The sequence below is a fragment of the Faecalibacterium sp. An192 genome, assembly GCF_002160175.1.
Lineage (GTDB): Bacteria > Bacillota > Clostridia > Oscillospirales > Ruminococcaceae > Faecalibacterium.
The window spans coordinates 25,484-51,508 of sequence record NZ_NFKB01000015.1 but is presented as its reverse complement, the minus strand read 5'-3'; the positions used below and the strand labels follow the sequence as shown (position 1 = coordinate 51,508).

At 54.6% G+C, this 26,025-nt stretch carries 31 protein-coding genes and 1 pseudogene; 21 read left to right on the top strand and 11 right to left on the bottom strand.

Annotated elements, in window-relative coordinates:
- Positions 1–210 precede the first annotated feature (210 nt).
- The 12 genes from B5F27_RS06755 (at position 211) to B5F27_RS06700 (ending at position 10,527) form a co-directional block, all read left to right on the top strand.
- The gene (locus B5F27_RS06755; RefSeq protein WP_087365673.1) at positions 211–903 is read left to right on the top strand and encodes a flavodoxin; all 693 of its coding nucleotides are present in this window, start codon (positions 211–213) and stop codon (positions 901–903) included.
- Between the two features lie 14 nt (positions 904–917).
- Positions 918–1,766, top strand: coding sequence for a prolyl oligopeptidase family serine peptidase (locus B5F27_RS06750; RefSeq protein ID WP_206422994.1), 849 nt, complete (start codon positions 918–920; stop codon positions 1,764–1,766).
- A gap of 22 nt (positions 1,767–1,788) precedes the next feature.
- Positions 1,789–2,076, top strand: a complete 288-nt coding sequence (locus tag B5F27_RS06745; protein WP_087365671.1) for an aldo/keto reductase — start codon at positions 1,789–1,791, stop codon at positions 2,074–2,076.
- Positions 2,077–2,089: 13 nt separating this feature from the next.
- Positions 2,090–2,935 (top strand): aldo/keto reductase, encoded by an 846-nt coding sequence (locus tag B5F27_RS06740; protein WP_087365670.1) that lies wholly within the window; start codon positions 2,090–2,092, stop codon positions 2,933–2,935.
- Between the two features lie 39 nt (positions 2,936–2,974).
- Positions 2,975–3,532, top strand: coding sequence for a flavin reductase (locus B5F27_RS06735; protein WP_087365668.1), 558 nt, complete (start codon positions 2,975–2,977; stop codon positions 3,530–3,532).
- Between the two features lie 12 nt (positions 3,533–3,544).
- Positions 3,545–3,940 carry a cupin domain-containing protein gene (locus B5F27_RS06730; protein WP_087365667.1) on the top strand — a complete coding sequence of 132 codons (396 nt, stop codon included), beginning with the start codon at positions 3,545–3,547 and terminating at the stop codon, positions 3,938–3,940.
- A 129-nt stretch (positions 3,941–4,069) separates the two neighbouring features.
- Positions 4,070–4,243 carry a hypothetical protein gene (locus tag B5F27_RS06725; protein ID WP_343214631.1) on the top strand — a complete coding sequence of 58 codons (174 nt, stop codon included), beginning with the start codon at positions 4,070–4,072 and terminating at the stop codon, positions 4,241–4,243.
- Between the two features lie 705 nt (positions 4,244–4,948).
- Positions 4,949–6,418 (top strand): ABC transporter substrate-binding protein, encoded by a 1,470-nt coding sequence (locus tag B5F27_RS06720; protein ID WP_087365665.1) that lies wholly within the window; start codon positions 4,949–4,951, stop codon positions 6,416–6,418.
- Between the two features lie 10 nt (positions 6,419–6,428).
- Entirely contained in the window at positions 6,429–7,244 is an 816-nt protein-coding gene (locus B5F27_RS06715; RefSeq protein WP_158098206.1) for a sugar ABC transporter permease, read from the top strand.
- Positions 7,241–7,978 carry an ABC transporter permease subunit gene (locus B5F27_RS06710; RefSeq protein WP_087365660.1) on the top strand — a complete coding sequence of 246 codons (738 nt, stop codon included), beginning with the start codon at positions 7,241–7,243 and terminating at the stop codon, positions 7,976–7,978. The genes B5F27_RS06715 and B5F27_RS06710 overlap by 4 nt, the downstream gene beginning before the upstream one ends.
- Positions 7,979–8,030: 52 nt before the next feature.
- Positions 8,031–8,639 (top strand): histidine phosphatase family protein, encoded by a 609-nt coding sequence (locus B5F27_RS06705; RefSeq protein WP_087365659.1) that lies wholly within the window; start codon positions 8,031–8,033, stop codon positions 8,637–8,639.
- A 607-nt stretch (positions 8,640–9,246) separates the two neighbouring features.
- The gene (locus B5F27_RS06700) at positions 9,247–10,527 is read left to right on the top strand and encodes an MFS transporter (RefSeq protein WP_158098205.1); all 1,281 of its coding nucleotides are present in this window, start codon (positions 9,247–9,249) and stop codon (positions 10,525–10,527) included.
- A 149-nt stretch (positions 10,528–10,676) separates the two neighbouring features.
- Here B5F27_RS06700 and B5F27_RS06695 read toward each other — a convergent pair whose 3' ends face one another.
- A complete protein-coding gene (locus B5F27_RS06695; RefSeq protein ID WP_087365655.1) occupies positions 10,677–11,765 on the bottom strand; it encodes a HipA protein in 1,089 nt (362 codons plus the stop codon).
- 196 nt (positions 11,766–11,961) lie between these two features.
- Between B5F27_RS06695 and B5F27_RS06690 the strand changes: the two genes are divergently transcribed.
- From B5F27_RS06690 to B5F27_RS06685, 3 genes and pseudogenes are all read left to right on the top strand, one after another.
- Positions 11,962–12,141, top strand: a complete 180-nt coding sequence (locus B5F27_RS06690) for a transposon-encoded TnpW family protein (protein ID WP_087365653.1) — start codon at positions 11,962–11,964, stop codon at positions 12,139–12,141.
- Positions 12,142–12,189: 48 nt separating this feature from the next.
- Positions 12,190–12,494 (top strand): annotated as a pseudogene (locus B5F27_RS17480) (type IV secretory system conjugative DNA transfer family protein); the annotation flags it as partial.
- On the top strand, positions 12,480–12,725 hold the full coding sequence (locus tag B5F27_RS06685) for a DUF6809 family protein (protein WP_087365687.1): 246 nt from the start codon (positions 12,480–12,482) through the stop codon (positions 12,723–12,725). The pseudogene B5F27_RS17480 and the gene B5F27_RS06685, both read left to right, overlap by 15 nt.
- Positions 12,726–12,896: 171 nt before the next feature.
- On the opposite strand, the gene B5F27_RS06680 is transcribed toward B5F27_RS06685, so the two are convergent.
- The 5 genes from B5F27_RS06680 to B5F27_RS06660 all read right to left on the bottom strand — a co-directional run bounded on the left by B5F27_RS06680 (position 12,897) and on the right by B5F27_RS06660 (position 17,242).
- Positions 12,897–13,232: a PTS lactose/cellobiose transporter subunit IIA gene (locus B5F27_RS06680; RefSeq protein ID WP_087365651.1), complete on the bottom strand. Its 336-nt coding sequence runs from the start codon at positions 13,230–13,232 to the stop codon at positions 12,897–12,899.
- Between the two features lie 3 nt (positions 13,233–13,235).
- Positions 13,236–13,538 carry a PTS sugar transporter subunit IIB gene (locus B5F27_RS06675; protein WP_087365648.1) on the bottom strand — a complete coding sequence of 101 codons (303 nt, stop codon included), beginning with the start codon at positions 13,536–13,538 and terminating at the stop codon, positions 13,236–13,238.
- Between the two features lie 3 nt (positions 13,539–13,541).
- Entirely contained in the window at positions 13,542–14,951 is a 1,410-nt protein-coding gene (locus tag B5F27_RS06670; protein WP_087365646.1) for a family 1 glycosylhydrolase, read from the bottom strand.
- A gap of 12 nt (positions 14,952–14,963) precedes the next feature.
- Positions 14,964–16,256 carry a PTS transporter subunit EIIC gene (locus B5F27_RS06665; RefSeq protein WP_087365644.1) on the bottom strand — a complete coding sequence of 431 codons (1,293 nt, stop codon included), beginning with the start codon at positions 16,254–16,256 and terminating at the stop codon, positions 14,964–14,966.
- Positions 16,257–16,432: 176 nt separating this feature from the next.
- On the bottom strand, positions 16,433–17,242 hold the full coding sequence (locus tag B5F27_RS06660) for a hypothetical protein (protein ID WP_158098203.1): 810 nt from the start codon (positions 17,240–17,242) through the stop codon (positions 16,433–16,435).
- A gap of 197 nt (positions 17,243–17,439) precedes the next feature.
- Here B5F27_RS06660 and B5F27_RS06655 point away from each other — a divergent pair, with 197 nt between their 5' ends.
- Positions 17,440–17,688 carry a DUF3847 domain-containing protein gene (locus B5F27_RS06655; protein WP_242962116.1) on the top strand — a complete coding sequence of 83 codons (249 nt, stop codon included), beginning with the start codon at positions 17,440–17,442 and terminating at the stop codon, positions 17,686–17,688.
- A gap of 54 nt (positions 17,689–17,742) precedes the next feature.
- On the opposite strand, the gene B5F27_RS06650 is transcribed toward B5F27_RS06655, so the two are convergent.
- From B5F27_RS06650 to B5F27_RS06630, 5 genes are read right to left on the bottom strand one after another with little or no spacing between them, the layout of a single operon-like run.
- Positions 17,743–18,198, bottom strand: coding sequence for a GNAT family N-acetyltransferase (locus B5F27_RS06650; protein ID WP_087365637.1), 456 nt, complete (start codon positions 18,196–18,198; stop codon positions 17,743–17,745).
- 15 nt (positions 18,199–18,213) lie between these two features.
- Positions 18,214–18,708, bottom strand: coding sequence for an N-acetyltransferase (locus tag B5F27_RS06645; protein ID WP_087365634.1), 495 nt, complete (start codon positions 18,706–18,708; stop codon positions 18,214–18,216).
- Positions 18,705–19,343, bottom strand: a complete 639-nt coding sequence (locus B5F27_RS06640; protein ID WP_087365631.1) for a GyrI-like domain-containing protein — start codon at positions 19,341–19,343, stop codon at positions 18,705–18,707. The genes B5F27_RS06645 and B5F27_RS06640 overlap by 4 nt, the downstream gene beginning before the upstream one ends.
- On the bottom strand, positions 19,333–19,977 hold the full coding sequence (locus B5F27_RS17475) for an MmcQ/YjbR family DNA-binding protein (RefSeq protein WP_087365629.1): 645 nt from the start codon (positions 19,975–19,977) through the stop codon (positions 19,333–19,335). The genes B5F27_RS06640 and B5F27_RS17475 overlap by 11 nt, the downstream gene beginning before the upstream one ends.
- A gap of 3 nt (positions 19,978–19,980) precedes the next feature.
- Entirely contained in the window at positions 19,981–20,883 is a 903-nt protein-coding gene (locus B5F27_RS06630) for a YafY family protein (protein WP_087365627.1), read from the bottom strand.
- Positions 20,884–21,406: 523 nt separating this feature from the next.
- Here B5F27_RS06630 and B5F27_RS06625 point away from each other — a divergent pair.
- From B5F27_RS06625 to B5F27_RS06610, 5 genes are all read left to right on the top strand, one after another.
- The gene (locus B5F27_RS06625; RefSeq protein ID WP_087365625.1) at positions 21,407–22,297 is read left to right on the top strand and encodes a LysR family transcriptional regulator; all 891 of its coding nucleotides are present in this window, start codon (positions 21,407–21,409) and stop codon (positions 22,295–22,297) included.
- A 198-nt stretch (positions 22,298–22,495) separates the two neighbouring features.
- Positions 22,496–23,005 carry a flavodoxin gene (locus tag B5F27_RS06620; RefSeq protein WP_087365622.1) on the top strand — a complete coding sequence of 170 codons (510 nt, stop codon included), beginning with the start codon at positions 22,496–22,498 and terminating at the stop codon, positions 23,003–23,005.
- 39 nt (positions 23,006–23,044) lie between these two features.
- A complete protein-coding gene (locus B5F27_RS06615) occupies positions 23,045–23,872 on the top strand; it encodes an SDR family oxidoreductase (RefSeq protein WP_087365619.1) in 828 nt (275 codons plus the stop codon).
- Positions 23,873–24,025: 153 nt separating this feature from the next.
- Positions 24,026–24,235 carry a hypothetical protein gene (locus B5F27_RS16505; protein WP_144066491.1) on the top strand — a complete coding sequence of 70 codons (210 nt, stop codon included), beginning with the start codon at positions 24,026–24,028 and terminating at the stop codon, positions 24,233–24,235.
- 169 nt (positions 24,236–24,404) lie between these two features.
- A complete protein-coding gene (locus B5F27_RS06610; RefSeq protein ID WP_087365617.1) occupies positions 24,405–26,024 on the top strand; it encodes a hypothetical protein in 1,620 nt (539 codons plus the stop codon).
- The last annotated feature ends 1 nt before the right edge of the window (position 26,025 follow it).

Sequence of the window (26,025 nt, the reverse complement as noted above, 5' to 3'; positions counted from 1 at the left end):
TTCAAAGATACTAAAATACAACGACCGGTCAGGAAAGTCTCTTTCATAAAATGAAAAGATGCGCAAGCCCCTCGGCATAAACCTGAACGTTATAACTGCATAACCAATGGAGACTTCTGCTGGAGCCCGATTCCTTTTATACTTGATACAGACCCGGCGGCAGGATCTTGTACCCGCCGGGGTAAAACAGAAATGAAAGGAGTTTTCCATATGAAACGATTAACTGCCATTTTCTTCAGCCTGACCCTGGCCCTGGGCCTGGCGGCCTGCGGTTCCAGCGCGTCTTCGGCAGCACAGCCGGATTCCTCTTCGCCGGTGCCCTCTGAAGCTGTTTCTTCTGAGGCGTCTCCCGCTTCATCGGCAGCCGCTTCTTCCGATGGCAATGCGGCCGGTTCCGAGACGCAGAGCGCCGGCAACACCCTGGTGGTCTACTATTCGGCTACCGGCAACACAGAGGAAGCAGCTGGCTCTATCGCAAACCTCACCGGCGGAGACCTGTTTGAATTGGTTCCTACCGACCCTTATACCAGCGAGGACCTGACTTGGACCGACCCGGAGAGCCGTGTCTCCACCGAGCATGATGCCCGGGTGGCCGGAGATACTGTGACAGTGGATCTGGAGCAGATCACCCCCGACAACTGGGATAATTACGATACCGTATTCATCGGCTACCCCATCTGGTGGGGTGAGGCGGCCTGGCCTGTGGACGGTTTTGTCCAGGCTAACGATTTCACCGGCAAGACGGTGATCCCCTTCTGCACCTCCTCCAGCTCGGGTCTGGGCGAGAGCGGCACTCTGCTGGCTGAAATGGCTGGCACCGGCGACTGGCTGGAAGGACAGCGTTTCTCCTCTGGCGTCAGCGAGGACGACGTGGAGACGTGGCTGAACGGCCTGGGTCTGTAAAGGAGTAACGGCAGATGAAGCGCAGCATCTCAATTTTCCTCTCAGGCATTTTGGCTGCTCTTCTGGCTGTGATGGCATCTGCCATCCTGGCAGGCTGCGCCTCGGCTGGCTCCATCGACACCCTGATGTTGGAGGTTACCCCCGGCACGCAGATGCAGCGGGGCTTTGTCAACGACAATGTTCTGCATACGTCGGACGGCATGGATATCCACTTCAGCCTTTATGTCCCGGCCAGCTACGACGGCAGCGAAGCATACGCTCTCTTTGTGACCCTGCCAGGGTGGGGAGGGTTGTACTTTCAGGGAGTCGGAGCAAACATGGAGGAAGATTTTGGCACCGAGGCGATTCGCTATAACAGCCGAATGATTGTCGTGTCCCCGCAGCTCAACGACTGGGGTCAGACTTCCGCCGAGCAGACTATCGCCCTGACCGAGTATTTTCTATCGCACTACAACATCGACCCGGACCAGGTCTATCTGCACGGAATGTCGGGCGGTGGTGAGACGACTTCTCTGGTGATGGGAATGCGTCCGGAGCTGTATGCGGCCTGCCTGCTGACCAGCACCCAGTGGGATGGAGACCTGAACGCTCTGGCGGTTGCACGCACCCCCATCTACTTCGCAATTGGTGCGCAGGACAGCTACTATGGCCCTGAATCTCTGCAGCGGACCTACCGGCAGCTGTGCAGTCTCTACGCTGCCCAGGGGATGAGCCAGGCCGAGATCGACCGGCTTGTGGTGCTGGATCTGAGAGAACAGGACTATTTTTCAAGTCACGGTTTTTCGGACCAGCATGCTGGCGGCCAGGCTTTCGCCCACGATGCCGATGTAATGAGCTGGCTGTTCAGTCACCGGAACGATTGACAAGCGGAAAGAGAAGATATCGATGCAGATAAGAACACCCGGCCGCAGTTTGCAGGTGTCGGTGGTGGGGCTGGGCTGTATGGACTTTTCCCACGCCTACGGTGCTCCCACTGATGCACAGGCCGCAGTCACACTGCTGCGGCAGGCTTATGATCTGGGTTGCACCTTTTTTGACACGGCTGAGGTGTACGGTATCCCGGCGGACCCGCATAGCAGCGAGCGGCTGGCAGGGGAGGCTCTGGCCCCTGAACGGCATGGAGATGTCGGAGGTGTTCGGTGGAACGAAACGGACCGTACAATGAATATTTAAGGAGGTTTTCTTTATGGAATACGCAACTTTAAATAACGGCGTCAAGATGCCCATGGCGGGCATCGGCACTTTCCTGCTGACCCCCGACGAGGCCGAAACTTCGGTCCTCAGCGCTCTGGGAGATGGCTACCGTCTCATCGACACGGCCAACGCCTATCTGAACGAGAAGGCTGTAGGCCGCGCCATCCGCGAGAGCGGCCTGCCCCGGGAGGAGATTTTCCTGGAGACCAAGCTCTGGCCTTCCTTCTACGAACAGCCTGATGCAGTGGACAAGACCCTCGAACGGTTGGGCACCGACTACATCGACCTGCTGCTCATCCATCAGCCCGCCGGCAACTATCTGGCCGGCTACCGCCAGATGGAGAAGGCCTGTCAAGAGGGAAAAGTCCGGGCCATCGGCCTGTCCAACTTCAATCGGACCCAGATCGAGGAGATTCTCTCCCAGTGCAAGGTCCGGCCTGCGGTCCTTCAGACCGAGGTTCATCCCTACAACCAGGAGAAGGAGCTGAAGGCTTTTCTGGATGAGGAAGCCATGGTCATTCAGGCCTGGTATCCCCTGGGCCATGGGGACAAGGCCCTGATTCAGGAGAAGGTCTTTGCTGAATTGGCGCAGAAATACGGCAAGAGCAATGCGCAGATCATCCTGCGCTGGCAGATTCAGAGCGGCAACATTGTCATTCCCGGTTCCAAGAACCCCGCCCATATCAGGGACAATTTCGATTTGTTCGACTTCTCCCTCACCGACGAGGAGATGAGCCGCATCGCTGCCATGGACCAGCGCAAGCGCTATTATACCAGCACCCCCGAACTGCTGCGCCGCTACGCCGAGATCGTGCCTGATGTGGATGGTCAGAAGTGAGCCCGATTTGTCACATATCAGAAGGGAGAGAAGCATGCTATGCGCACAGATTTTGGCGTAAAATCCTGGTTTTATCCTCTGCCGGTTCTCATTATTGGGACATGGAACCCTGACGGCACAGCTGACGCCATGAACGCTGCCTGGGGCGGCCTGTATGACGCCGACAAAGTGGTCCTCTGCCTCAGCGAGGATCACTGCACCACCCGGAACATTCGGACCAATGGCGCTTTCACCGTCAGCTTTGCCGATGCGGAACACGTCACAGCCGCCGACTACGTCGGACTGGTGTCAGGCAACAGCGAACCCCACAAGATGGAAAAAGCCCATTTCCACCCGATCAAGAGCGCGCATGTCAACGCCCCTCTGATTCAGGAACTGCCGGTGGCGCTGGAATGCAGGTTTTTGAAGGTAAATGAGGACGGCAATATCATCGGCCAGATCGTCAATGTCAGTATGGATGAAAGGGTACTAGACAGCGATGGGAAACTGGACATGGAGAAATTCAGGCCCATTGCCTTTGAGCCTGCAAACAATGGCTATCATGTGTTGGGCGGACGTGTGGGCAATGCCTTCCGCGATGGCAGCAAATGTAAGTAAGGGGGCAGCTGTATGAATGGGGAATTTCACAATTTGTTCCCGCAGGGCGGCCCCAACACGGTGGCCGGGCAGTATTTTAGTGGGGCAAGTTATCTGTGCCCCTTGAGTGATATGGGAGTATCGGTTTCCAATGTGACCTTTGAGCCGGGCTGCCGGAACAACTGGCATATCCATCATGACGGCGGCCAGATCCTCCTGTGTACGGCAGGGCGCGGGTACTATCAGGAATGGGGAAAGCCCGCTCAGGAACTGCATCCCGGCGATGTAGTCAGCATTCCGCCCGAGGTTAAGCACTGGCATGGCGCAGCACCGGACAACTGGTTTGCTCATGTGGCAATTTCCGTTCCCGGTTCTCATGCCGAGTGGCTGGAACCGGTGAAAGCAGAGGAATACGCAAAACTGGAATAAACAGTGCGGAGATAATATAAATGGCAAATTTGAAAGATAAAGTCGCAGTCGTGACCGGTGGCGGCTCCGGCATCGGCAGAGCCATTGCCCAGCGATTCGCTTCTGGCAGCCACCTATGCTTGGCAGGCCATGCGTCAGACTTGTTATGACGAGGCGGCCTACAACGCGCAGGGTGGCAATTGTACTGTCATTGGCCTGCCCCAGGAAGGGATCACCGGCAACGATCACTTTATGTTCCAGGACCTGAACAATGATATCATCGCACAACACATTCAGAGCTGGATCGACACCAACGTAGCGTAACAAAAAAGAAAAATCCGCAGTCCTTAGATAGACTGGTATACTATTCTGAGAGTTGTGACCAGGGAAAGGAGTTTAGTTGGTATATATAACGATTGCGGTTCTTATTGTGTTTATCCTTTTTGCTCTGCTTGCAGCCTATGTTGCTAAATGGATCCGCAAGAATTTCCACGGCAAGAGATAAAACAGAAATTCAACTGCCGGTTTTCATCGTGTTTTATGAACACCTTGAAAGCCGGCGGTTTTTTGTGTATCGTGGATATAGTTGGGGAATCATATCATGACGAAACTCAAAACTAACCTTCAGAATAGAAAAGACAAGGCCGAACAGAAACTCCGCTACTGCCAACACCAGGAGAAAATGCTTGAACACCGGATACCGATACACTGGCAGCCCGGTGCGTTGCGTTTCTTCTCCGTGCCAAGAGCCGCCTTCGGCGGTTGCTCTCCGAAATACACCTGTGGGTGTAGTGACAAAGTCCCCTTGCGGAGAGCAGATGACCTTCGCAAACGATTTGCTCTGTTCATCCAGAGAAAGCTGCGCTTTCACTGCGCCGGTTGATACCGGCTACCTATTGGCTTTTTGCGCTGGAAAATCCATGGTTCAGCGCAATTTTATGGAAAATGATTCCCTCGTTTGTTATAATAAGACAAAGCTGTAATGCAGCTTGTATTGGATGAAAAGGAAGAACAAGTGTTGGGGGTAAAATGAAAGATATCATGAAAAAAGCAGCTGCCCTTTGCGCAGCTGTTCTGATGGCCGTTGGCTGTGCCGCCTGTTCAGGCGGGGGAGAGCAGACACAAAGCGAAGCGTCAAGAGAGCCGGCGGAATCGGAAGCGTCCGAACCGGTCACGCTGCAGGTTTACCTGCCGGCGCAGTATGCCGATCCAACGGTTCATTACCCGATCTATGAGGCTCTGATGGATTACCAGGAAACGCATCCCAATCTCACCCTGGAATTTATTTCACCCAAAGGGGTGAATTACATGGAAGAACGGGAGGCCATGATCAGCCAGCTTAACGCCGAGATCCTTTCAGGCGGCGGCCCGGATCTTTTTATCATGGAGGGTTACCGCACCACAGAAATCAATCTCTTCCCGGATATTGAGAAAGCCATGGTAAATGGAACCTTTCTGGACCTGACCGAAGCTATGGAAAAACAGGGCCTCTCCAGAGAGGAGGATTTTTATACCGCCGTGCTGGATGCAGGCCAGTGGGAGGGAAGGCAGTATATTCTGCCTCTTGGTTTCTCTGTTCCGCTGATGATCAGCGCAGCAGATGTGCTGAACGCCAGCAGCTTCGACTTGCAGCGGGCCATGTACAGCATGGACTCCCTGCTGACCGAGCTGCTGCGCATCCACGAAGAACAATCGATTCTGGTTATCACCAGCATAGACCCGCTGGATGTCTTGGCACAGCCGGTTCTGGATTACGAGGCGCATCAGGTAAGGCTGGATACATCTGCCGTCCGCCGTGCGCTGGAACTGGAAAAGATTTTCCGCACCGGAGATATCGCCTACGATCTTGCCCGGGGGTTGTTCAATGATACAAACCCTTCACACGTTCAGGATGAATTTGCCCAGGGTGTGCCGTTTGCCACTCTGCGGTACAGCAGGTTCAGCATCAACCTTTTGCGGCAGTGCCGGGCATTGGGAATAGAGGTGTCAGTCATGCCGATCCCCAATGAAGAGGGGACCATCACGGCAAAAATTGGGTCCTATGCCATGGGCAACCGCAACACAAAATATCCCGAGGAAGTTGCGGACCTGCTGCTTTATCTTGTCAGTGAGGAATGCCAGTCTGCGGCTGCCTATGCAGACTTCGATCAGCTTCCCATCCGAAAAGGATGTATGCAGGCTTGCTTCGATGCGCAGTATCAGTTCTCCGTTTACGATGCTTCCAGAGAGAGGATGACCGAAGAAGGAATTGCAGAGCGGCAGGAAAGGCATGGCGTTCCGCTGGATGAGGCCCGAATCAAGCAGTTGGAAGTCATCTGCGATCAGGTGACGGCTGCACATTACCAGACCATATGGTATCGTGGTGTGGATTTGGGCCAAAGCGAAACCGGGGAGAATGTGGCGAGTTATCTGCATATGCAGTACTGGAATGACGAGATATCCCTGGATGAACTGATCGAAATTCTCTCGTCCAAAATGCGCCTCTACCTGGATGAATGAGGGGGCAGCCATGAAAAGACGAGATATACAGAGCTGGCTGCTGGCTTTGCCCGCCCTGATTGCCCTGGGGGCGGGGTATCTGTTTCCTTTGGGGATTGCCTTATACAAGAGCTTTTTTGCAGGGATGAGCACAAACTTTGTCGGATTTGCAAATTACACAGACCTGTTAGGGAATTACGCCTTTGGTTTGGCTTTAAGAAACTTGCTGCGGCTGTGGTGCATTGCCGTACCCCTGAATTTGGTACTGGGAGTCCTGCTGGCGGTGCTCTGTGTGGAAGCAGCCGGGCCACGGTTGCGGCTGGCCTTCTTTTTTCCGGGTATCCTGCCGGTGGCCTGTGTAGTGATGCTGGCCACCGAAGGAGCCAGCATGCTGGGCTGGGAAGATACCTGGACTTTTAACGAAGAGTCGACTTTGGTGTGGTTGGCGATTGTTTTATGGAAAACATTAGGCTATACGGTTCTGATCTGCGCGGCCTTCCTGGAATCCATCCCGGGGGAAATCCTGGACGCCGCCAAACTGGACGGAGCCGGGTTCTGGCAGTGCCTATTTCGGGTGCGGCTGCCCCTGATCGCCCGCGGTCTGGGCCTCTGTGTGATCCTGGTGATCTTCAACGGATACCGCTGCTTCCGGGAAGCGTATTTGATCGGAGGAGAACACCCCCACGAGGAACTTTACAGCTTACAGAATTTCTTGCAGAATAACTTCTCCAACATGAACTATGCCCGGCTGGAAGCCGCATCCATTCTAGTAGTGATAGGGGTTTTTGCAGTGGGGCTGCTGCTGGCGGCCCTGTGGAAGGAAACCCAGAGGAGGGGGCAGTCATGAGAGAAAATCATAAAATTCTCCCGGTGGTTTTGGTTCTTCTGGCTGTTGTTTTCCTGATGCCCTGCCTGCTGCTGGTGCTGCCGTTGGCAGGAAAGCCACTGGATTCCCTGTGGGGTACCGTGACATCGCCCGAGTATTTGCAGGGATATGGAAATACACTGACCCTTGCCATCGGTAGCATGATTCTACAGACGGCGGTGGCACTGCCGGCGGGATATGTTTTGGCCCGGAGCGTCTCGAGCCGTTTTAGACGGATCTGCCTTGTGCTCTGCGGGCTGCTGATGCTTCTGCCGCAGCAGGCGCTGATGCTGCCCCAGTATCTGGTCTTGCAAAAGCTGGGTTTGTTGGACACCCTGGCTGGCTTATTGCTGGTGACTGCTTTTCAGCCCTGGATGGTGCTGCTGCTCTGGTTTGGTACCAGCCGGATTGACCGGGAGATCTTCGACGCAGCCGCCTGCGACGGCGCAGCCGGAATGACTTTTTCGCGCCGGATTTATCTGCCCCTGATGGCCCCATATCTGGCAGCAGCGGCGCTGCTGTCCATGGCGGAAAGCTGGAACTTGCTGGAACAGCCCATGATCTTTTTGCAGCAAAAAGACCATTACCCGCTGTCCATCCTGCTCTCCCGGCTGCCGGAAGCCGACCCGGCACAGAAACTTTTTGGGGGCGTTTTGTTCCTGCTGCCGTTGATGATTGCTTTTGGGGTGATCTGCAGCCGCAGCACAGAAAAATGATCGTTGGAGAATTTTCAAATGGGCCAAAAGAAAATGGAAAGGGATTATAAAAATGAAAACCATCCTGCTGCTTCGACATTCCGAACCAATCAAAGACAGAACCCTACCAACAGCGGAACTTCCGCTTTCCGAACAGGGATATAGAAAAGCACAGGAACTGTTCTCGCTGAAAACGTTTCATTCTGTGCAAGCGGTCTATACCTCGCCCTATCGGAGGGCAACCAGCACCGCAGAAAAGCTGCATGCGCATTTCGTTGTAGATGAGCGACTCAGAGAGAGGGAGCTTGGAAATCCCAATACGCTCAATGAAGCGTTTTGGAGTCGTCAATACGAGGATTACAATTACAAAAATGACGGCGGCGAGTCATTGAATGAGACCAAAGAAAGAATGACTGCCGTCATGTGCGGGATTCTTTTGGCAATGCAAGATGGGGATACGGTTGCTGTCGTTTCTCACGCCGCAGCCATCTGTGCATATCTTTTAAATTGGTGCACCATCGAAGTGATAGATAAGCAGAAGAAGCGGCGTAAAATTACATATCAGGGGACCATTGTGGTGAATGGCAGCATTGCAGCACCCAGTGCATTTGTTCTTGCATTTGAGAATGAACGGTTGTCCAGGATGAAGTATCTAGACAAAGGAGATTCCTGCAGTCGTTGACACAAACCGCTATCAAGAATGAATTAATATGGGACAGTGTATGGAATAAATTAGCGTCTGTATTGGGGTGACTCGGAAAAATGTGACGCAGTGTGAACAGCAGCTTCATCAGACTCAAGAGAAAACCGAAAAGAAAAAAGGAGAACAAAATATAGAACAGCAGGTATCTTTATGAGAGAACGAATCAAGGCTGCCGTCCTTGACACAAAAGTGTATACCGCAGTATACTATAACAAGATAACCGGAAAGGATGGCGCACCCATGGCCTGTAAATCTCCCAATCTATTGCTGAATTTGGCCTTTCAGGGGGATAGTGCGCCCTTTTGGAAGGTCAAAACTGTGGTTTGATGCACATTTGACTTGAAAATCTGTGTACTATCTCCTTTTACTTGCAGACATCTGTGAGAAAAAGGAGATTTTTATGTCTGTTGCCGGCCAGCAAAAGCATTTGCTTTGTGTCCTCATGGCAGCCTGCAGGCCCCGCGGCCCGCCAGGGTAGGGAGACGCTCGCAATCCCATGAGTGCGGGGCGTACCGTTTCTGTACAAACAGGCCTGCCCATCCCTTTGACGGGGAAAGCAGGCCCCAGCATGAGGTGCATCCGGTTTATGCTTGAAATGATAAAAGAGTTTCGGCTGTTTCGCAGAATCATTTACCACAGAGTTTGGATCAATCTGGGAGACAGTTTGTTTTATGTTGTTATCATGTGGGTTTTATATGATCTTACCAGGGACCCGCTTTATACTTCCATGGGCGGATTTATGTTCTCTCTGTCCGATGTTCTGAATTTCTTTTGCGGTCCAATCATTGACCGTTCTAATCGGGGGCGGCTTCTGGTTGTTTCCAGCGGCATTCAGTTTTTGATTGCGGCAGCGCTGTATCTTCTCTCTGCCAAGGGGTGCTTATCGGTTTGGATGCTGGTGTGCAGCATTCCGTTTTTCAATTTGATGTCCAGAATGACCTATTCCATTCACAATGTCATGGTGCCCGGCATCGTACCAAAAGAGAAGCTGGTGACGGCCAACTCCATTCTGGCTATGACCAGTACAGGAATTGACCTAATGTTCAATGCCATAACGGGTGTGCTGCTGGCCCTGCTGAGCCTGAAGCATATGTTTCTCATCAACAGCTCCATCAATTTGGCGGCCCTTCTTGTGGCGGGAATGGTAGGACGGGGCCTGCCTGCCGGGAGACACCGGTCCGCAAATCAGATAGGGAACAAGACGCCGCCTTTCAGGGAATTCCTGCGGGAGTACCAGAAGGATTTAAAAAGCGGTCTTGTTTTCATTCAAAACAGAGCCATCCTGTCCCTGATGATTCCGCTGATAGGGCTGAATTTGTTGTACGCCATGATGGTGGTCAATCTGCCGGCCTTTTCCTCGGAGGCGTTTGGGGCATCCATTGGATATGGACTGATCCTGACCCTCTTTGCAGCTGGCTCCATCAGCGGAGCCGCTGTCAGCAGCCAGTTGATGAAGCGTTTTCCAGTGGGAAAGCTTTTGCCGGTGTCCTTCTTGTATGGTGGCGCATCCTGGGTCTTGATGGCGCTTGTGGTGGAACGTTTGCCGCTGATGGGCGCAATCCTGATTGTCATGGCGTCCAACGCCTTGGGAATGATCAATATCGTCTTTGGAACGGTTTTTCAGCAATTGCCTCCCAGACAGATGATTGGCCGCGTCAACACCGTTAACCTGAGCTTGATGGCCATTGCATCTCTGGGAGGGTCGCTCCTGGGAGGAGTTGTTGTCCAGAAATTCAATTCCGTTTTTCCTTTCTTGATTTGCGGCCTGGGGTATCTGGCGATCGCTATGACGATGCGGGTCAATCGACTGATTTGTGCTCTGCCCAAAACAGAGGATATGGATGAACAGATTCTATCCGTTGATTAAGGGTTATTGCTCATTGAAAAAACAATCTGCATAAGCGTTTGGATCTTTGATGCAGGAAACGTAAAGCAAAGGCACCTGATTCTGCAACGAGTCAGGTGCCTTTTTGACTGGGTTCTTTAAAAATAGGAAATGGGGAGAGTTTTACCCCCCTACAATGTTTGTATAAGAATCTCCCCCAGCTGCCGCTGCACAATTTCAGTCAAACGATCCAGACGTTCCTGCGGTGCTGGGATATTCGGATGTTGTTCAAAACAAAAGTTCCGCAGATTTTCCAGGTCGCTGCGGATGGCATCGGTCATCAGACCTCTGGCTGTGGCAACAAAATCCACACCCAGCCGAGGAGAACAATGCCGGATGCACCATTCGGCATTGTTCAGCTGGTCATCATCCAGGTCAAACAGCAGGCTTCGGTTGTTATCAAACACCGGGGCCATTTTCTGGATCTGCATGGTGTCGTTCTGATAAAGAATGCCAAAATTGCCGCTGTGGCGGTCAGTGTTCAGGATCAGTGCATCCAGGATGCACATCCGGCGGAAGGCATCACCGCTGCCGATGCTTTCAAAGTAGTGCAGAAAGCCGGAAATGGTTCGGTCTCTGGTCAAAACGGCCGCCTTGGCAAGCCCAAACGTCTCGCTGGTGAAAAGCGGGCATTTGGAGATCAGCGTACCATGATAGAACCCCAGGTCATAGGTCACAGCATCCGGGCAGAGACAGGCTGCCAGCTGGGAAGCCAGATATTCCGAAAGAGGCTCCATGCCGAAGACACCGCCGGTCTTGTAAAGCCAGATGGTATTATCCTCCCGCATCCAGCACTTGGCATATTGGCCATCTGTGCTGAATTCCGGCGAGGTAGAGGAAAAGGAGGAGCTGCTCAGAGAACCATCAAATGCTGCCTCCGAAATCACTTCATTGAACGGGTTACGGTAAAGGGAAACATCATTCCATTTCAGAGAAGAATCTGCACGTTTGACCCAGAAAGTGTCATTCAGGGACAAAGCATGGGTCACATCCAGGTAACCGTCCAGTTCCTGACACCCATATTGCCGGAGCAGTTCGGCGATATGGGCCCGGTGCTTGGGTGCTTTCCGGCGTTCCAGAAAATCGGTCAGGTTGGTATAGCCAAAAGGCCGCTGCCCTGTGTGCCACACTTCTTCCTGGGCGGTGACTTCCAGGTATTCATTTCGTTCGCACCGGAATTCAAGCCAGATGGCATCCTTATTAAGAAGAAGATAGCGCATCCAGAGCACTCCTTTCATCTAGGGAAAATCTTTATAAGAATATTATAGCATAGTCGCTGGCGCTCCTGTGGTATAGGGTAGGCGCTTTGCGCCGATGAAAAGCAATATCCTTTGGGATATTATACCATAACGAAAGCCCTTTCTGCCAAGGAAAAGGGCTTTTTTGTTTGGACTTTTTTGAAGGAGGAATTAAGATATGGAAGAATCAAAGCAGTTCACCACATCACCGCAGACAACCCCCGCAGGCACTTTCAGCGTAAAGATTGAAAATACCACCTATGTGGTAGGAATTCACTTCAGCCAGACCGAAAAAGACACTTTGGAGGACAAAATGAAGCGTTTGATGCTGGATGATGTTAAAACCGCCAATTTTTGAGACAAAAATTCGGAAGATATTCCCTCTGAATATCTTGACAACGTACTCCCCAAGGGCACCAGCGTCCTTGAGGCCGGCACTGCGTTTGTGAAGAAAGGTTATCGCATCAAGATCTTTAACACCATCAACTTTGGCAAGTCGATGTATTACAACTCCTTCCACTATATCCACGGAGAAAAGAACATCTTGAAGCTGGTAGCAACCCTCATGACCAATACCAGAGGAGAGTGAAAAGGTGCGATCCTTTCCGGGTCAAAGCAGAAAAGCTCTTGCTTACGTCGTTAATCGCCTGTATCTACTATGAAACCCTAGAGGAAGAACAAAACTTCGCCACACTTTTGGAATTCCTGGATGTTCCGAAGTCTGAAAAGTACCGGAACGCACTGAAAGCCTGTGAGAAGATTATGGATCGGCTGGCCGAAAGGCTAAGTAAAGAAGATTATGATTTGGTGGAAGAACTCCAGGACCAGGTTTCCATCGCCCAGAGCGAAGAGAACGAGTGCCACTTCAAGGTTGGCTTCTCGGCAGGGCTGCTGGTTCAGCAGGAGATGATAGAGCAAGTAAAAAAGATAGATGACAAATAGACAGAAAAAAACGGCAGTTTGTTTGTGATACGTACGTCTCTAAACCGGCAAGGTGACCTGTTCGAGTTTCAGGGTCAACCTTCAGGCGGGACTACAACAGGATATGAGAAAAACAAAGCCCGCGCCCCAGGAGAGCTTCTCTCCAGGACGCGGGCTGTTTGGTTCAAGGGTTTAGTTTGCTTTGGATGCGTTCTGCTCCAGCAGGTCGATCAGCTGGTCGCAGACGATTTTCAAAGTCTCGGCGCTCATCAGCTGGTCCTCGGCGTGCATCACCAGGAACATGTACTGCAAATCCTCCACACCGACTTTGGCGTTCACCAGGTCGGCGTGAGCATGGTGGCCGTTGATGAAAATCTTTTCGCCTTCTGCCACCAGGTTGTGGGCCTCCTCAAAGTTGCCGGCTTTGGCGGCTTCCACTGCCTCCACATACATGGAGCGGGCGGTGCCCACGTTGGTGATGATCTCCAGCGACATCTCTTCCAGGTCGATCTTCTTTTCTTCTGCCATGGCTCAGTCCCCCAGTTTCTGTTTCACGAAGTTGATGACGGCCTTGCCGTCCAGCATGCCGTAGGCCCGCATGTCGATGACCTCCACGATCTTGCCGGGCAGCAGGCCCCGGACTTTGTTCAAGTTGAAGCGGATCTGGGGTCCCAGCAGGATGATGTCGGCGTCGGGGCCGTAGGTGGTGGCCTCTGAGACCGAGTAGGCTGCGATCTTGCAGTCGTAGTTCATGGCCTTGGCGGCTTCTTCCATCTTTTTGACCATGACGCTGGTGGACATGCCGGCAGAGCAGAACAGAACGATGTTTCTCATGATTTAAACCTCCTCAAATAAGCTGGCGCCGTTGGTGGCGATCACGTTCTTGTAATAGTCGAAAGATTTCTTTTTGCTGCGTTTCAGGGTACCGTGGCCCTCGTCGTCCCGGTCCACATACACAAAGCCGTAGCGTTTGGACATCTGAGCGGTGCCAGCGGACACGATGTCCAGCGGGCCCCAGTAGGTGTAGCCCATGATCTCGCAGCCGTCCTGGATGGCCTCGTATACCGCCTGCAAGTGGCGCTTGAGATAGTCGATCCGGTAATCGTCATCGATGGAGCCGTCGGGGTTCACCTCATCGTAGGTGCCCATGCCGTTTTCGGCGATCAGCAGGGGCTTGTGGAACAGGTCGGTGATTTCGTTGCAGACGTACCGCAGGCCCATGGGGTCGATCTGCCAGCCGAAGGCGGTCCGCTCCAAATAGGGGTTGGGGTCGGAGATGAAGCCGCCGGTGTCGCTGCCGGTTTGTTTGCCATCCTCGTAGGTGTTGCTGCGGTAGTAGCTGAAGGAGATGAAGTCCACCGTGTTGGCAGCCATCACTTCAAAATCCTCGGGCCGGGTTTCCAGATGAACATCGTTTTCACGCCAAGTGCGCTGAATGTACCGGGGATACCGGCCGTTGACCTGGACGTCCATGAAGAAGTATTTGCGGCGGCGGCCTCGGTAGGCGCCAAAGACGTCCACCGGGTTGCAGGTGGCGGGGTAGAGGGTGCTGGAGTTCACCATGCAGCCGTATTTGCAGCTGGGGTCGATGGAACGCAGCAGGGCAATGGACCGGGCGGTGGCCACAAACATGTGGTGGGAAGCCTGGTACATGGCCTGGGCCTTGTTCTCTCCCTCGTCGATCCGGATGCCGCCGGCCACGAAATAAAAGTCCAGGACGTTGTTCATCTCGTTGAAGGACAGCCAGTATTTGACCCGATCGTGGTACCGCTCAAAGACGGCCTTGCAGTAGTTCAGGTAGAAATCGATGGTCTTCCGATTGCGCCAGCCGCCGTAGTGATCCACCAAATACAGGGGGGTCTCGTAGTGGGAGAGGGTGACGATGGGCTGGATGCCGTATTTCTGCATCTCGTTGAAGATGTCGTCGTAGAACTGCAGCCCTTCCTCGCTGGGCTGGGCCTCGTCCCCGTGGGGGAAGATGCGGCTCCAGGCAATGGACAGCCGGAAGCAGTTGAAGCCCATTTCGGCCATCAGGGCGATGTCCTCTTTGTAGTGGTGGTAACAGTCTACCGCAACGGTGTGAGGATAGTATTTGCCCGGCTCCTGGACCTCGTCATAGGGGCCGCGGACCCCGTGGGGGGCCATGTCCGATACGCAGAGACCCCGGCCTTCAGCGCCTTCACACTGGTTGGCGGCTACAGCGCCGCCCCACAAGAATCCTTCCGGAAAACATTTTTTCTCAGTCATAGCAGTCTCCTTTTATTCCTGCTCCGCCTGGAATGCCTGGGCATCCTGTTTGCGGAAGAAGGGGTAATAGCCGAGGAACGACACCACAATGATGGCGATTTGGAGCACGGCGCCACGCCAGCCTCCCAGGATGAAGCCGCTGATAATGGGCGGGGTGGTCCAGGGTACCTCAATGGCAGCAAAGGGGCGGACAAGGCCGAAGTAGCAGGAGAAATAGGTCATCAGGGCTGAAGCAATGGGCACCAGAAAGACGGGGATCGCCATGCCGAAATTCAGCACGATGGGGAAACCGAACAGAACCGGCTCGTTGACGTTGAAAAGGGTAGGCACCAGAGCCAGACGGCCCAGGCTGCGGTACTGTTTGGACTTGGCGCAGAAGCACATGGCCAGCACCAGGCCGATGGTGCAGCAGGCGCCCGACATGGTGACGAAGTTGGAACGGGTCTGATAGGTGACCATGTAGGCGCCGTTGGCGGCGGTCAGGGCCACGCCGGCGTCCAGCAAGGCCTGGTTGGCCAGGCCGTTGGCCCGGAGGATGGGGTTGGCAATGGAGTTGACCACTGAACTGTGGATGCCGAACATCCAGAACAGGGACAGCAGAACCGTAAGGATCAGCAGGCCGGGCAGGGAACCCAGACCGCCCTGGAGGGGCACCTGCAGCAGGCTGACCAGAATCTCAGCCAGGGAAGCGTGGGCTGCAAAGCGGAGCACTGCGCAGACCACAAAGGCTGCCAGAATCGAGAGGAAACCGGGGATCAGGGCGCTGAAGGTGTCCGAAACGCCTTTGGGGACGCTTTCGGGCATCTTGATCCGCCAGCCCTTGGCCAGCACCGAGGTGTAAATCCAGCCGGTGACCAGGGCCACAATGATGGCGGTGGCCATGCCGCTGCCGCCCGACCAGGTTTTGGAGATGACGTTATTTACGGTGACTTCTCCGCTGGTGACCGAGGAGGGAATCAAAGCCAGGAAGTTCACCAGGGAGATCAGGCCGCAGGCGAAGGGCTCTACACCTTTCAGCTTGGCGTACTGGTAACCGATGCTGGCTGCCGATGCCATGGCGATAATGTCGAAGGTGTTGCCGGAAATCTGGGTGAAGGGATATTTCCAGTCGGGACCCATCAGGCCGGTCATGATCGCGTCCCAGTTACTGAGAGGGAACGAGGAGATCAGCAGGAAGATAGAGCCCAGCATGGTCAGGGGAAGGGTGGCGATGACACCGTTTTTCAGCGCATTGATGGCCGTTGTGGAAGCGAAGCGGCCGATCCACTCTTCCAGCTTGGAGCGGATGGTTTCCAGGGCGTTCATGTATATACCTCCAAAAAGTTATTTCCTTTGTCAGCGCGCTTTTGTTTAGGTTGGCATGAGTATAGCAGAGAAAAAGAAAGATGTCCCGTGTTTTCCATACAAAGAAAGCAGTTCCAGATTCTGGAACTGCTTTCTTGAAATGCACTCGTGTTCTTGTGTGGGAAACAGAGAAAGTCTTATGTCTGCTCCTGCGCCTGGGCCTCGGCCCGGCGCAGGCTCAACAGCCGGCTGTAATGCATTACTGCCAGATTGGCAAAAATCTGCAGGGAAGTGGGCTGACTGGCGGTGTTGCTGTCGGAGGGGACAATGTACACCTTATCATAGGGCACGCATTTTTTCAGCCGCTGGTTGTTGGTGATGAGGACCAGGTAGGGCCGGTTTTTGGACTGGTAATCAAAGTACCGGGAAAAATCCTGGAAATACCGTCCGCCCGAGGAGATGATGATGACCATGGCCTCTTTCCCGGAATCCAGGATGAAATCTTCCTGCTGGGACATCATGATAAAGCTGGAAACATGCTTGCCCAGAGAGGCCAGTTCGAACTGGAAGTTCATGGCCACCGAATAGGACTGCATTTGGCCGAAAATCCCGATTTTGTCATATCGGTCCAGCAGACCGGCCAGCTCGGTGAGAATGTCGGTGGTGGCGTAAGCCCGGACCTGTTCGATGCAGCGGTTCATCTGGTCCAGGTAGGCTCCGGCCATGGCATCCACCGGCAGGTCCAGATATTCGTCAAACCGCTTGTAGGTGCGCATCTGGACATATTTGATGCTCTGGCTCATGGCCAGAAAATCCGCATAGCCGATCCGCCGGCAAAACCGACTCACCGAGGATTTGGAGACAAAGCAGGCGTCCGCCACATCCTGAATTCCGAAGTGCTCTTTCTTATAAATGTTTTCGATCAGATAGTTGGCGATGCGGTAGTCCGATGAGTCGGGCTCGCTGGCATTGAGGACGGCGTACAGGGCGTGACGAAGTTTTTTCATGGGGCCTCCTCCGGTCAAAACATACATGCGATATTTGTAATGATAGCATACCTGCCGACTGTTTACAAGGCGAGGCAAAAGAACCGGAAGGGGAATAGAAAAGGGAAACAATGACTTGTCGAGTTTGAGTTCGACCTGTTTTTGCTGCAAAGCAATAGCAGTCCGATCGAGTCATCAGAATGAGAAGAGGAATGCCTATGAACGAAAAACTGGACCGCATGAAAGACCAAAATGAAAAAGCCAAACAGAAGCTCCGCTACTGCCAACACCAGGAGAAAATGCTGGAACACCGGATGCCGGAACTCACCCGCAAGGCCCGCACCCATCGCCTCTGCACCCGCGGCGGGATGCCGGAAAGCTTTCTGATCTGTCCGGGAGAGCTGACCAATGACCAAATAAACTGTGATCGGCTGATGCATGGAACAAATCGGAACCTGCCAGAATGAAACAAAAACGGCGACAGGGACTCAACAGAAAGTCCTCCCTGCCGCTTTTTTGTGTCATTGGCTGGAACGCTTTAGAACAAACTCCTGGACAGGGCTGCCGAATTCCTCGGTCAGCCTGCCTTCCGAAAAGCCCAGCTGTTTGTAGAAGGCTCGTGCCGCGACTCCGTTGGGATCGTCTTTACGATAAGTGGTGACAGTAATATCTCGCTCTTCCTCCATGAAAGGCAGCATGAATTGGAACATCTTCCGGGCAATGTGCTGTCTCCGGCAGGATGGGTCCACCGCTAGAAAGCAGAGCATGCTGTTTTCCCTGAAAAACAGCAGCGCACCCACGATCTGCCCGGCCTCTGCCGCGCAGATGGCAGAGGCTTGTCTGATAAAATCCAGAACGGTAGCTTTGTGTTCTTCCATGGCCTTGTCCGTTTCCAGTCCTGGAAACTGCTCTCGTACCTGCTCTACCAAAGCCATCCAGGGGCCAATATCCTGGGGCTGTGCCAGTCTGATTTCCATGTTGGTGTCCTCCTGCTATGTTGGCTGGGTAAAGTCCCGCACCATCAGATACTCATTCCCTCGCGTCTCAACCATTTTGAATCCTGCTCTTTGGTACAAACGAAGGGCGGGATTTTCTGTCTGGACCGAAAGGGAGACTCGTTGATATCCCTGTTTTTGCAATAAGACCAGCAGACCGTCCAGCAGCCGGGTCCCGATGCCCTGCCCGCGGCAGTCCGGGAGCAGGGAAAGGGCCAGGGAAGGGGTATGGTCGTCGATATGACCGTAGTCTTCCATAATACGGCTCCAGGCTGCCCCTGCCACTTTGCCGTCCACCTCAGCCACAAGGCAGAAATCGCCGGGCCGTGTGCCGAAGTCCTCGATATAGACCCGCAGTTCCGGTAAATCCACCACCGTTCGGGGCGGCGGCTCTGTACCCGCTGGCAGATAAATAGCTTGATAGAGAAATTCCCGGAGCAGCCCTATTTCATCCGGGCGCATCCTGCGGATGTGGACGGAACCTTGTTTCATAGCCCAATCCTCCTGACCGGCTGCCGTATCACTGTTTTCAGCCGCTCCGGGCTGCACCGGCGCACGTCGCTGAGGTAAATCTCGTGGTGAAAGCGGCCTTCCACGAAGTCCGCCTCATACCCCTGAGCCCTGGTATATTCGTTCATGGCCGCCACTGTGGCGGGCTCGGCGTCGTAGGGGCCAATGTGCATGCACTGGACGCAAAGACCTTCCCCCCAGGAGAAAAACTCCACCTTGGAGAAATCCTGCTGCTTCTTTTCGGTGGCCTCCCGGATGGCCCAGTCAAAGGCCTCGCGGGTCACAAACTCAGGCAGCCGGATGAGGGAAATCCACTGAAAATCCTGCTTGCGGGTGTAGTCTACGCCCCGGGTGTTTTCCTGCCACCAGAGCCCCTCCAGGGGAGGCACCACATAGTCGAAATAGCCCTCCAGCTGATGCTGGCCCTTCCTGCTCATTTTGATGGTGAAGGCCACGGCGTACAGCATCCCCAAAGCCTGTTTGTAGGCGCCGTCTTCCTGGTTGGGGTCGCCCTGGCCCCGCACTGCCAGGAAATTCATGGCGGGCACCGTGACAATACCGGGCGTTTTGGGCGGCAGATAAAATTCCTTGTACTCTTTCTTGTAATCAAAGGGCATTGGATGGCACTCCTTTCCAATTTTCCAGCCGGGCGGATACCGAGGCCCGGAACGCTTCATCCGACAAAGCCGGGTCCCGCACCTGTTCCCACAGAGCGCAGGGAAGATGCGGGCAGCCTCCGCAGCCAGTGCGGTGGTTTTTGTGGACGGCACAGGCATAGAGGGGGCAGGCTTTCCCGGCGGGAGCGTGAAAAACACGTCCATTGCACTGGTTGCAGCCAGGGCATTCCTTGGAATGGAGGGGACAGGCGGCACATTTCAGCCCGCAGGCGGTCAGCCCCAGCGCCGCCCGGCGGGCCTTTTTGCTTTGTCCCGCCAGCACCAGGCCATAGGACTGGTTCAGCATGTCGCGCAGCAGAGAGTCCGGCACTGCACCGTCAGGTCGCACCGAAACCCAGCATCGCTTGTCGGAATAATAGCCGGGGAGGATGTCCGGATACTGCCCCCGGAGGAATTCCGATTCCATGGGGTCCAGCTTAAGGTTGATGTAATAGGGCTTGCCGGCATCGTCCAGACAGAGGGCCGCAAACATTTTGCCGCCGATGTGGTAGCGAATCCAGTTCCATACCGGCTGAAAATCCTTGGTGACGCCCCGCTTGTTCAAAAGATATTCGTCCAGCCACAGATAACGCATCGGTCAAACCTCCTTTTGGTAGCGCTGGGCCAGCCGCTGGGTCAACTGGCCCAGCCGGTCCCGCAGCTGGGCCGGTTCGGTCAGTTCGGCGCCCTCCCCAAAGGTTAAAACCCAGCTGAGAACGCTGTCCGCATCGGGAAAACTGTGATGGAACCGGAGCCGGCCGTCCGGCTCCACCGTGAAGCTGTCAGCTCCGTATTCCTCCACCAGCCGCCAGCGGCAGGCCGGATCAAACAGGACCGTAACCTGATAGTTGGCGGGGAAAACCCGGTCCGGCGTCAGATCCGGCAGAGGAGCCGCCCGAGGCACAAACGCCTGGCCAGCGATCAGCCCGGTCATACGGTTGAGCTTGAACAGACGGAAGTCCTCCCGGGTCTGACACCATCCCCAGACGTACCATGCAGACCACTGAAACACCAGATCATAGGGCTCGATGACCCGCACCGATTCCCCCTTGGGCGAAAAATAAGTAAAGCGCAGGGTGTGGTGCTGCTGGATGGCGGACTGAATGGATTCGATTTTGGGGGCCAGGCTGGTCTTGTACCAGGAGGAAAGATCAATCAGGATGTGAGAACCCCGCCCGCCGGCGCCGGCCGAAAGTTTTTCCATCAGCTGGGCATAGCGGCGGGTGCCGCTGACGCTGTCCAGACTTTGCAGCCCCGCCAGAATGGCCTGCATCTCGGGGGTGGTGAGGACGGTTCGGTCCACCCGGTACCCCTCCAGAATCGAAATCCCGCCGCCGGTGCCCTGAGCGGTGGCGATGGGAATCCCGGCCTGGCACAGGGATTCGATGTCCCGCTGGATGGTCCGGCGGGACACCTCAAACTGTTCCGCTAACTCGGGCGCGGTGACCTTTTCCCGCTGGAGCAGGATGGACAGGATGCCGATGAGACGCTCTGTTTTCATGGGCTGCGCCGCCTTTCCGCTTTTTCTGTATTATACCGTGTCCGCCAAAGCGGACAAAAACCAATCCGCGCGACGCGTGCACTACTGGGTCAAATAGCTGCTTTTGCAGCTATTATACCGTGTCCGCCAAAGCGGACAAAAACCAATCCGTGCGACGCGCGCACTACTGGGTCAAATAGCTGCTTTTGCAGCTATTATACCACAGGGGCGCGACAGCTGTCTGTCATGTTTCGCTTCTTTTTGTACATCAAAATTGGATCGGGTTCAGCCGAAGGGGCCTGAGCAAAGCAGGGATGCGTCGTGAACCAATGGCCTATATACATAGACTTGCCGTCGGGATTCCCTCAGAATAGATTCTGCTCTCTATCACTGCCGCCGAAAGGCTCGGGAAATCAGAGGGAGCGCTGCACCTGCATGGAGGACCTGAATCCCGATAGAACCTCTTATAAAGATTAAGTATTTTGGAAAGTCTCTGTTTCTGTGCTATAATAAGAAAAAGTTCTTTGGTACAGGAGGAAAACCCATGCTGCGGCAGATTCAGTATTTTCAGGCTGTGGTGCGGAACGACAGTTTTTCCAGGGCGGCGGAGGAATGCCATATCTCCCAGTCTGCCATCTCCCAGCAAGTCCAGGCACTGGAACGGGAGTTGGGCTTTCTTTTGCTGGAACGCAAAAACCGCAAATTCACCCTTACCCCGGCGGGAGCGTATTTCTATCAAAAAAGCCTGATTCTGGTGGCCGACTATGAGCGGATTTGCCGGGAGTCCCTCCGGATCGCCCGTGGTAAAAATGCCTGCCTTCGGGTCGGATACCTGCGCAGTTACAGCGGCCGGGAGTTCTATCGTGCCGTGGAGCAGTTCGCCCAAAAATACCCGGACGTGGAGCTCGAAATCCACCACGGGAACCACGAAGAACTCTATCGAATGCTCCAGGAAGAGCAGGTGGATCTTGCCCTGAATGACCAGCGCCGGGCCTTCTCAGATACCTTTGTGAACCTGATCCTGACCACCGCGGACAGCGCGGTGGAACTGTCCGCCCACAGCCCTCTGGCGGCCTTGAAAGAGATCGAGCCCGGGGAGCTGAAGAATCTGCCTTGTATCCTGGTGGCCTCCAAAGAACAACAGGAGACCGAGCGGGAATATTACCGGGACATCGTGGGTTTTCAGGGAGAGTTTCTCTGTGCCGAGACGCTGGAGGCTGCCCGTCTGCTGACCATCAGCGGCCGGGGATTTCTCCCGGTGGAGGGCAGCGGCGGGGCGGACAATGCGGACAGCGGTCTGGTCCGAATCCCTCTGGTGCGCGGGGGAGAGCAGATCACCCGCAATTACTGCGCCTTCTGGAAAAAGGACAATTCCGGCTACTATGTGGAGACCTTCGCCGAAATTCTGAAACAGCAATACAAAACCGCTGAATGAACAAAATCAGTACCAAAAGATCATTCCGAAGATTCGGGATGATCTTTTTATATTAGAAAAACTTATCAACTGTTTCTGAAAGCAAAATTGATTCCCGGGCCAGCAGACTCTATAATGAAGGCGTAAAGAAAAGACCTTGGACCGGCGTTCACAAAAACTGAGATTCCGGTCAGTGCATTCAAAAGAAAGGGAGAAACAATGGCGAAACTGATTGTGTTTTATTCCCGGGCCGGCGAAAACTATTTTGGCGGCCAATACCGCTGGGTTACAGTGGGCAACACCGAGAAGGCAGCTCAAATGATTGCAGAAGTGGTGGGCGGGGAGCTGTTCAAAATTCAGCAAAAAGTTCCCTATGCAGAGGATTACGAGACTTGTATCCGGCAGGCAAAGGCCGATCAGCAGATCCATGCCCGACCGGAGCTGGAAACGCTTCCGGGAAGCCTTGAGGGGTACGACGAGATTTATCTGGGTTACCCCAATTATTGGGGGGATTTGCCCATGGCGGTCTACTCTTTCCTGGAAGCATTTGACTGGACGGGCAAAACCATTCGCCACTTCTGTACCCATGAGGGCAGCGGCCTGAGCGGAACCGAGCGGAAGATCGCGCTGGCGGCCAAAGGGGCGAACGTGGCCCCGGGGCTGGCTATTCTGGGCAGCCGGGTGGAGCAAGCCGGGGAAGAAATCAAGCGATGGGCCATGGCGCGCTGAGGCGGGAAAGTTTGTAAGGTTGAAAAGGAGGAACGCAGAATGAAACAGCAAGTGATGCTGTGGGCTGGGGCTGGCCAGATCGGCATGGCCATTGCACGTCGGATGGGATATGGCAAAAAGATCCTGGTGGGAGATAAAAAACTGGAAAATACACAGACTATCGCCAAAATAATGAACGGTGCCGGCTATGATGTAACCCCCATGGAGATGGACCTCTCCAGCCGTACATCCATTCAAAAGATGATCGCCCGGGCGCAGCAGATGGGCGAGATCACCATGCTGGTGAATGCGGCGGGAGTTTCCCCCAGCCAGGCCCCCATTGAAGCCATTTTGAAGGTGGATCTTTACGGTACAGCTGTTTTGCTGGAAGAAGTGGGCAAAGTGATTGCCCCTGGCGGTGTAGGTGTGACCATTTCCAGCCAGTCTGGTCGCCGGATGCCGGCTCTTACTCCCGAGGAGGACGAACAGCTGGCCTGCACTCCTGCCGAGCACCTGCTGGAACTGCCCCTGCTTCAGCTCGAAAATATCCAGGACACGCTCCACGCCTATCAGCTGGCCAAACGGTGTAACGAAAAGCGGGTGATGGCGGAATCGGTGAAGTGGGGGAGTCGGGGCGCACGGATCAACTCCATCTCGCCGGGGATCATCGTCACTCCGCTGGCCATCGACGAGTTCAACGGCCCCCGCGGGGATTTTTATAAGAATATGTTCGCCAAATGCCCCGCCGGCCGCCCCGGCACCGCCGACGAGGTGGCCAATGTGGCGGAACTGCTGATGAGCGACAAGGGCGCTTTCATCACCGGCGCAGACTTTCTCGTCGACGGCGGCGCTACCGCATCCTATTTTTATGGCCCGCTGAAGCCTTGAGGGACTATGCAGCAGGATCTATGTGTGCCGCCTGTTTGTGAAACAGCCGGTTGCGTAAAACGACCCCAAATAAAATAACGACATGGAAAAGCACCCGATTCGGAATGAGTCAGGTGCTTTTTTGTTTGGACTTCTTCAATGAGGAATGCAGACATGGAGCAGGCAGCACAGACCTTGACTGCCTCGCAGATACTTTTACCCGACAGGAAACCGCTGCACAGCGTAAAAATGTTCCATTTTCACAGCGAAAGAGACAATTGCTCCTGTCGGAACCAGCCCGAAATGCCAACTTTATTTTGTGCAGGAAAAGCATCTGTTTGCTGCAATGCCCTTGAAAAATACATGATTTTAGGGTATTCTTGACAAAAAAGAATGGCGTTTTGGTGAACAAGTTTAAACAATTATCACAGATGGCCGGAACGTGGAACGGACAGGAGAGGATAAAAGAGAGAAATGGGTGTGGATGAACAGGCCGGGTGAAACCGGCCTGTACGCTGTAGGCTTCCATGGCAAATGAAAAGGAGCGGTCATCATGGAATCGAAGGAATCGAAAAAGCAATTTTACCTCAAATGGCCCTGGGACTGGGTGGTCTACGTCCTTTTGGTGGTTGTTTTGAGGATCTTTGCCATTCCGTTCATCTACCTGATTATGCGGTGGAACAAAAAGCACCGGCCCGATGTGCCGGAGGAAGGCTTTTGCGTTCAGCAGACCCGAAGGCAAATTTCCAAACTGTGGATGTCGCTGGTATTTCTTGTGGTGGCTCTGTGCGGCGGAGCGGTGTTTGTCGCGGGCCTGCTGACTTATGAGCGCACCTGGGAAGAATATGCGATGATGGCCGGTGGCGCGGTGGTAGGGCTTGGCTCGCTGGCTCTGGCCATTTATGTGGGCTATACGTCCCTGCGGGATGTCTTTTGCCCCGAGAAGAGCACGCTGGCCCAGTCCATCCGGTCCCAGATGCCTTACCCGGAGGAGGCGCCCAGCGCCCGGGAAATGTTCGCCATGGTGGACAAGGATATCCAGGAAAACGGCAAATGGTTCGACAAAGTGGCTGTGGGCAAAGAATGGGTCTTGGGAGAGCAGGCCTCTTATATACCCCGCATTCGGGCGGTGTTCCCGCGGGATGAGATTGTGCACCGCCATGCAGGCGGCCGCGTCCAGACCAGCCGAATCGTGGAGCTGTGGATTATGGATGACCGGCATCAGGTCCAGTCCACTACACTGAAAGATTACCGAGAACTGCAGCCCCTGGTGGATTGCATCCAGCTGCGGGCGCCCGACGCTCTGATCCTGCCCTACAGTGAGTTCGACAGGTACAACTTCATGGAGGATGAGGAGTGGCAAAAGGTGCTGCAGGACTTCCGCCTGCGGGATGGCCGGCGGAAAGCCAGCCAGCCCCGCACGGAATCGCAGCCAGCCCAGAACATGGTCCTCACCCGGGCGGACGGTACAGTCACATCCCGGCTGTCGATGGAAGTTCTTTCCCAGATGCTGGAGGAGTGCCTGCAGGCCCCGGAAGAAACCTTTTTCCTGACGCCGTCCCGCCCCATCCAGGGGGAGAAGGGCGCGTACATGGAGCTTTTGTGCTCGGCGGGTACGGCGCTGGAAGGCAAAGTCCGGATGCTGTTGGTGGAAGCCCCGGCGCAGCAGGGCAGCCAGCCGGAAAATGGCCTGCATGGCATGGTGAACCCGGAGGAAGCAGAAAAAGTCCTTGCGGCCTGGCTGGGCGGAAAGATGCCGGATACAACAGGCTGGACCCAGGTTCAGCTGAGGATGGAGCAGCAGGAGAACCCGCAGGAACTCCGGCCGCCCAAACTGTCCCTGGTCTCCCGCCGCGGCGTCAGCCAGAACCACGAAAACTTCACCCTGGAGGACGTCCAGGTGGCGGCAGACGGCATGGTGGACGGCAGCTACCAGCAGGTGGATTTGACCCTGCCCGGCGGGTGGCTCTGGATGCGTCTGGTGGCGGGGAATGCCGATGACGGGCGCTGCACCGTTCTGGTGACCCGCGCAGACCCGGACACGCTGCGCCTGTTCAAAATCAAGACCACCCCGCGGAAGGCGGCCGCCTGGCTGATGGACTTTGCCCGTGGGCAGTTCCGGCCGGATTGGAGCCAGTGGGAAGATATCACCAAAGAAGTAGAAAATCAGTAAC

Bases quoted from the DNA above. Each gene is read 5' to 3' on its own strand.
- B5F27_RS06755 (WP_087365673.1), top strand. From the start codon at position 211: ATGAAACGATTAACTGCCATTTTCTTCAGCCTGACCCTGGCCCTGGGC.
- B5F27_RS06750 (WP_206422994.1), top strand. From the start codon at position 918: ATGAAGCGCAGCATCTCAATTTTCCTCTCAGGCATTTTGGCTGCTCTT.
- B5F27_RS06745 (WP_087365671.1), top strand. From the start codon at position 1,789: ATGCAGATAAGAACACCCGGCCGCAGTTTGCAGGTGTCGGTGGTGGGG.
- B5F27_RS06740 (WP_087365670.1), top strand. From the start codon at position 2,090: ATGGAATACGCAACTTTAAATAACGGCGTCAAGATGCCCATGGCGGGC.
- B5F27_RS06735 (WP_087365668.1), top strand. From the start codon at position 2,975: ATGCGCACAGATTTTGGCGTAAAATCCTGGTTTTATCCTCTGCCGGTT.
- B5F27_RS06730 (WP_087365667.1), top strand. From the start codon at position 3,545: ATGAATGGGGAATTTCACAATTTGTTCCCGCAGGGCGGCCCCAACACG.
- B5F27_RS06725 (WP_343214631.1), top strand. From the start codon at position 4,070: ATGCGTCAGACTTGTTATGACGAGGCGGCCTACAACGCGCAGGGTGGC.
- B5F27_RS06720 (WP_087365665.1), top strand. From the start codon at position 4,949: ATGAAAGATATCATGAAAAAAGCAGCTGCCCTTTGCGCAGCTGTTCTG.
- B5F27_RS06715 (WP_158098206.1), top strand. From the start codon at position 6,429: ATGAAAAGACGAGATATACAGAGCTGGCTGCTGGCTTTGCCCGCCCTG.
- B5F27_RS06710 (WP_087365660.1), top strand. From the start codon at position 7,241: ATGAGAGAAAATCATAAAATTCTCCCGGTGGTTTTGGTTCTTCTGGCT.
- B5F27_RS06705 (WP_087365659.1), top strand. From the start codon at position 8,031: ATGAAAACCATCCTGCTGCTTCGACATTCCGAACCAATCAAAGACAGA.
- B5F27_RS06700 (WP_158098205.1), top strand. From the start codon at position 9,247: ATGCTTGAAATGATAAAAGAGTTTCGGCTGTTTCGCAGAATCATTTAC.
- B5F27_RS06695 (WP_087365655.1), bottom strand. From the start codon at position 11,765: ATGCGCTATCTTCTTCTTAATAAGGATGCCATCTGGCTTGAATTCCGG.
- B5F27_RS06690 (WP_087365653.1), top strand. From the start codon at position 11,962: ATGGAAGAATCAAAGCAGTTCACCACATCACCGCAGACAACCCCCGCA.
- B5F27_RS06680 (WP_087365651.1), bottom strand. From the start codon at position 13,232: ATGGCAGAAGAAAAGAAGATCGACCTGGAAGAGATGTCGCTGGAGATC.
- B5F27_RS06675 (WP_087365648.1), bottom strand. From the start codon at position 13,538: ATGAGAAACATCGTTCTGTTCTGCTCTGCCGGCATGTCCACCAGCGTC.
- B5F27_RS06670 (WP_087365646.1), bottom strand. From the start codon at position 14,951: ATGACTGAGAAAAAATGTTTTCCGGAAGGATTCTTGTGGGGCGGCGCT.
- B5F27_RS06665 (WP_087365644.1), bottom strand. From the start codon at position 16,256: ATGAACGCCCTGGAAACCATCCGCTCCAAGCTGGAAGAGTGGATCGGC.
- B5F27_RS06660 (WP_158098203.1), bottom strand. From the start codon at position 17,242: ATGAAAAAACTTCGTCACGCCCTGTACGCCGTCCTCAATGCCAGCGAG.
- B5F27_RS06655 (WP_242962116.1), top strand. From the start codon at position 17,440: ATGAACGAAAAACTGGACCGCATGAAAGACCAAAATGAAAAAGCCAAA.
- B5F27_RS06650 (WP_087365637.1), bottom strand. From the start codon at position 18,198: ATGGAAATCAGACTGGCACAGCCCCAGGATATTGGCCCCTGGATGGCT.
- B5F27_RS06645 (WP_087365634.1), bottom strand. From the start codon at position 18,708: ATGAAACAAGGTTCCGTCCACATCCGCAGGATGCGCCCGGATGAAATA.
- B5F27_RS06640 (WP_087365631.1), bottom strand. From the start codon at position 19,343: ATGCCCTTTGATTACAAGAAAGAGTACAAGGAATTTTATCTGCCGCCC.
- B5F27_RS17475 (WP_087365629.1), bottom strand. From the start codon at position 19,977: ATGCGTTATCTGTGGCTGGACGAATATCTTTTGAACAAGCGGGGCGTC.
- B5F27_RS06630 (WP_087365627.1), bottom strand. From the start codon at position 20,883: ATGAAAACAGAGCGTCTCATCGGCATCCTGTCCATCCTGCTCCAGCGG.
- B5F27_RS06625 (WP_087365625.1), top strand. From the start codon at position 21,407: ATGCTGCGGCAGATTCAGTATTTTCAGGCTGTGGTGCGGAACGACAGT.
- B5F27_RS06620 (WP_087365622.1), top strand. From the start codon at position 22,496: ATGGCGAAACTGATTGTGTTTTATTCCCGGGCCGGCGAAAACTATTTT.
- B5F27_RS06615 (WP_087365619.1), top strand. From the start codon at position 23,045: ATGAAACAGCAAGTGATGCTGTGGGCTGGGGCTGGCCAGATCGGCATG.
- B5F27_RS16505 (WP_144066491.1), top strand. From the start codon at position 24,026: ATGGAGCAGGCAGCACAGACCTTGACTGCCTCGCAGATACTTTTACCC.
- B5F27_RS06610 (WP_087365617.1), top strand. From the start codon at position 24,405: ATGGAATCGAAGGAATCGAAAAAGCAATTTTACCTCAAATGGCCCTGG.